The sequence below is a fragment of the Pseudomonas sp. P5_A2_2 genome (genome assembly GCF_054177685.1).
The window spans coordinates 1-4,763 of the sequence record NZ_JBGCUL010000330.1 but is presented as its reverse complement, the minus strand read 5'-3'; the positions used below and the strand labels follow the sequence as shown (position 1 = coordinate 4,763).

Below are 4,763 nucleotides of genomic sequence, written 5' to 3'. Positions count from 1 at the left end.
CATTCATCACTTCGTTCGACGAGGCCGTGATCGTTCAGTTGTTGGGCGGGGTCGAGCAGCGCACCATCCCTCGTCAGATGTGGTCCGGAATGCGCGAGCAGATCAGTCCCACGATTCTCGCTGCTGCCACGTTGCTGATCATTTTGTCTGTCCTGCTGTTGCTGTCTATCGAAGTCCTGCGCCGTCGTTCGCTTCGCGTTCGTGGAATCACTAATTGATCTGAGATCTAGGGAAGCAGTTATGAAAAAGATGTTGATATGCGCGGTAACCAGCCTCGCGTGTGTGTCTGCGATGGCGCAAGAGAATCTGACGATTGTCACGTACGGTGGCTCATTGGCGGCTGCCCAGACTAAGGCCGCGATCAAGCCATTCAGCGAGAAAACCGGGGTGAAAACCACGCTGGAGGATTACTCCKKCGGCATCGCTCAGCTCAAGGCTCAAGTCGACACCAAAAACGTCACCTGGGACGTCGTCGACATGGAATTACCGGATGCCGTTCRGGCGTGCAATGCGGGGCTGTTCGAACGTATCAACCCGAGCAAGGACTTGGAAGCGGGGACGGGCGGCGCCCCGGTTGACGTGGACTTCATCTCCGGCGCCGTCACCGACTGTGCGGTAGCAAACATCATTTGGTCGACGGCGGTCGCTTACAACGTCAACGCGTTCAAAAGTGAGCAGCCCGCAACGCTTAAGGATTTCTTCGACCTGAACAAATTCCCTGGCAAGCGTGGTTTGCGCAAGGCGCCTCAAGGCACGTTGGAGTGGGCACTGCTGGCCGATGGAGTGCCTCGTAATGAAGTGTATTCCACCTTGGAAACCGAGGCGGGTATCGAGCGGGCTTTCGCCAAACTCGACTCGATCAAGAGTCAGGTGATCTGGTGGGAAGCAGGTGCCCAGCCGCCGCAGTTGCTTGCGGACGGCCAGGTCGTAATGACCTCGGCATGGAATGGACGTATCTGGACGGCCCAGACCCAAGAGAAGCAACCATTCAAGATTATCTGGGACGGTCAGCTGTACGACATGGATGTATGGGCTGTGCCGGCCGGCAGCAAGAACAAAGCGCGGGCCATGGAGTTCCTCAAGTTCGCCACAAGCACCCCGGTGCTGGCTGAGCAAAGCAAATACATCGCCTATGGCCCGACGCGTAAATCGTCGCAAGCCTTGGTCAGCGAGGAGATGAAGCCGCATCTGCCGACCTCCCCGGAAAACTTCAAGACAGCATTACAAATGAATGCCGAGTGGTGGGGTGACCATGCCGACGAACTCAATGAACGCTTCAATGCCTGGCTGACAAAGTAAACCTTTGCCTTTACAGCTTTCTCAGGAGTCCAGCGCCATGTCGACTTTGATTTACCTCGGGCTAGGGAGTAATCAGGACCGAGATCATCATTTGGGGGTGGCGTTGGAGTTCTTGGCCGCATTGCTAGTGGATGTTCAGTGCTCCCCGGTCTATTCCTCCGCGGCTGCCGGCTGCGTGGGCGACGATTTTTTTAACGTTGTTCTGTCCGGGCGCACTGATCTATCGCTGGGCCAGTTGAGTGAAGTTTTAAAGCGTTTTGAGACCAGGTACGCGCGCGTGCTGGATCCTCGAATCATCTTGCCGGTGGATATCGATATTTTGCTTTACGGGGATTTTGTGGGTGTTTACGAGCATGGGGTCCTGCCAAGGTCGGATCTCATCGATAGACCTTACGTGATGATGCCGCTTGCTGTGCTCGCCCCGGAGGGAGTGCATCCCGTCACCGGTAAAACCTGGAAAACGACCTGGCTTGAGTTCGAGCGGGACATGCCTGCCGAGGAGAAACCTGTCCTTGTAGCCAACGGCGGGCTGAACCTGCACAAGGGTGCGAATACCGCCAAGGCGGATGATTTCGTGATGGCACAAACGCTTAAATCACTACGTCTCCGACAAGGCCTTACACAGCGCAAACTCGCCGAAAAAGCACGGGTTACTCATAGCTCTATATCTGTCATAGAAAAGAATCAAGCAAGCCCAGGGGTTAATACGCTGGGGAAGATCCTGTCCGCGCTATCGACTTCACTACCTGAGTTCTTTGCAGAGATTGAGCGAGGAGGAGCAGAAGTAAAACCCAAGAATAGGATTCTGGAGTTCTAAACAAATAAGGTTGGAGTGGTTTTAATTCATCAAATCTGAGGTCGAAGACAATGAAAATGGTACCCAGACTGACAATGGCTGATGCTCAACACATCATGCAAGCTTGCCTTGCGAAAGCCAGGGAACTGGCGGTTGATATGGACATCGCCATTACTGATGACGCMGGTCATCTGATCATGTTTCAGCGCATGGACAATGCGCGAATCACCAGTATCGACATTGCCATCAGCAAATCCTTCACTGCCGCCGCCGCACGTAAATCGACGCGCGCCTATGGCGAAATCAGCGTGCCAGGTAAACCGGCCTTCGGCATCAATACCAGCAACCAGGGACGCTTTTCCATTGTCGCCGGTGGGCTGCCGCTCTTCATGCAAGAGTTCATCGTGGGTGGGGTAGGGTGCAGTTCTGGAACTCCCGATCAGGATGAGATTGTGGCGCAAGCAGGCGTTAGTGCCTTTACCGCCTATATCAGCTGATCAAATTAAAAATTCCAAAGTCGTTCATCCAGCGCGTTTATGTTCGCTGTTGGAAGCGTTTCTGCGCGCTTGATTTCCTGATCCGAACAAAAATAAAAGTTGAAGGAGAGATAAACAATGTTCAGCCAGCAAGACCAAATCCAGGGCTACGATGACGAACTGCTGAGTGCGATTGACGCCGAGGAGCGCCGCCAGGAACAGCATATCGAGCTGATTGCTTCAGAAAACTACACAAGTCAGCGGGTGATGGAAGCCCAGGGCAGTGGGCTGACCAATAAGTATGCTGAAGGTTACCCAGGCAAGCGTTACTACGGCGGCTGCGAGCACGTCGACAAGGTTGAGCAGTTGGCAATCGACAGAGCCAAGGAACTGTTTGGAGCAGATTACGCCAACGTTCAGCCGCACTCCGGTAGCCAGGCCAATGCCGCTGTTTACCTGGCGCTCCTCCAGCCGGGTGACACCGTATTGGGGATGAGTCTGGCCCACGGTGGGCATTTGACGCATGGTGCCAAGGTCAGTTTCTCCGGCAAGCTCTACAACTCGGTGCAGTACGGTATCGATACCGTCACGGGGTTGATTGATTACGACGAAGTCGAGCGACTGGCGGTCGAGCATCAACCCGAAATGATCATCGCCGGGTTTTCCGCTTACTCGAAAACCCTGGATTTCCCGCGCTTTCGCGCCATCGCCGATAAGGTCGGCGCCTACCTGTTCGTCGATATGGCCCATGTGGCTGGATTGGTAGCGGCAGGCCTGTATCCGAATCCACTTCCCTACGCGCATGTGGTCACGACTACCACCCACAAGACGCTACGCGGTCCCCGTGGAGGTTTGATTCTTGCCAAAGGTAATGAAGACCTTGAGCGTAAACTCAACGCCGCAGTCTTTCCAGGCGGGCAGGGCGGCCCATTGATGCATGTGATCGCCGCAAAGGCTGTGTGCTTCAAGGAAGCGTTGGAGCCTGGATTCAAAAAGTATCAACAGCAGGTGATCAAAAACGCCAAGGCGATGGCGAGTGTATTTATCCAGCGTGGTTATGACGTGGTCTCGGGTGGGACCGACAACCATCTGTTCCTTGTCAGCCTGATCCGCCAACGGCTGACGGGCAAGGATGCCGATGCCGCTTTGGGCCGGGCGCACATCACGGTCAACAAAAATGCCGTACCGAATGACCCACAGTCGCCGTTCGTAACTTCTGGCTTGCGCATTGGAACACCTGCGGTGACTACACGTGGATTCCAGGAGCCCGAATGCAGCGTCCTTGCCAGCTGGATCTGCGACATACTCGATAAACTCGGTGATGCCGAAGTCGAGGCCCGTATCGCTGCGCGGGTTTCAGAGTTGTGCGAGCGTTTCCCGGTCTACAAAGYCTGATCATCCACCAGCATTCGCTGCGGAGTTTAGTATGTCGCTGAGTGTTTTTGATCTGTTCAAGGTGGGCATCGGTCCTTCCAGCTCGCACACCGTCGGTCCCATGCGCGCAGCCGTGCGCTTTGCCGAGGGGCTTAGGGATCAAGGCTTGCTGGAGCAAGTGGAGAGTGTTCGGGCAGAGCTGTACGGTTCTCTCGGCGCCACAGGAAAAGGGCACGGAAGCGACAAAGCCATACTGTTGGGGTTGGAAGGGGAGTACCCGGATACGGTCGATACCACGGCAGTAGAGGCAAGGTTGGTGGTGATTCGCGGTTCTGGAACCCTGAAGCTTTTGGGGGAGAAGTCCATTCGCTTTGTCGAGAAAGAGCACATGGCTATGATCCGTAAGCCTCTGCCCTATCATCCCAACGGTTTGGTCCTGCGCGCTTTCGACAAGRCTGGCTTACAGATTTGCAGCCGTGAGTACTACTCGGTGGGCGGCGGGTTTGTGGTGGATGAAGACGCGATGGGACTGGACCGCATCGTCGAAGACCGAACGCCCCTTCGTTATCCATTCCTGACCGGGCGGGAACTGCTTGAGCAGTGCACACGTAATGATCTCTCGGTCAGCCAGTTGATGGCCGAGAACGAGAAGGCATGGCGTAGTCCCGAACAAACTCGTCAGGGTCTGCTGCATATCTGGCAAGTGATGCAGGACTGCGTGCTTGCTGGTTGCCGCAACGAAGGCATCATGCCTGGCGGGCTGAAGGTTAAACGTCGTGCTGCGGCGTTGTACCGTCAGCTCAGTGGCAGTCCTGAGG

The 4,763-nt window shown here is 55.3% G+C and carries 5 protein-coding genes and 1 pseudogene; all 6 read left to right on the top strand.

Features of this window, described 5'->3' with window-relative positions:
* Positions 1–218: pseudogene (locus tag ACXRVY_RS17585) on the top strand (ABC transporter permease); the annotation flags it as partial.
* 22 nt (positions 219–240) lie between these two features.
* Entirely contained in the window at positions 241–1,299 is a 1,059-nt protein-coding gene (locus ACXRVY_RS17580) for an ABC transporter substrate-binding protein (RefSeq protein ID WP_458237864.1), read from the top strand.
* A gap of 37 nt (positions 1,300–1,336) precedes the next feature.
* Positions 1,337–2,116: a 2-amino-4-hydroxy-6-hydroxymethyldihydropteridine diphosphokinase gene (gene folK / locus ACXRVY_RS17575; RefSeq protein WP_223457205.1), complete on the top strand. Its 780-nt coding sequence runs from the start codon at positions 1,337–1,339 to the stop codon at positions 2,114–2,116.
* Between the two features lie 50 nt (positions 2,117–2,166).
* Entirely contained in the window at positions 2,167–2,592 is a 426-nt protein-coding gene (locus ACXRVY_RS17570; protein WP_223457206.1) for a GlcG/HbpS family heme-binding protein, read from the top strand.
* A gap of 117 nt (positions 2,593–2,709) precedes the next feature.
* Complete coding sequence (glyA, locus tag ACXRVY_RS17565) at positions 2,710–3,966, top strand: serine hydroxymethyltransferase (RefSeq protein WP_458237863.1); 1,257 nt, start codon at positions 2,710–2,712, stop codon at positions 3,964–3,966.
* Between the two features lie 31 nt (positions 3,967–3,997).
* Positions 3,998–4,763, top strand: a 766-nt coding sequence (locus ACXRVY_RS17560) for a serine dehydratase beta chain (RefSeq protein ID WP_458237862.1), incomplete at its 3' end; no start/stop codon positions are given.

Coding starts and splice junctions, on each gene's coding strand:
- folK (WP_223457205.1), top strand. CDS start 1,337: ATGTCGACTTTGATTTACCTCGGGCTAGGGAGTAATCAGGACCGAGAT.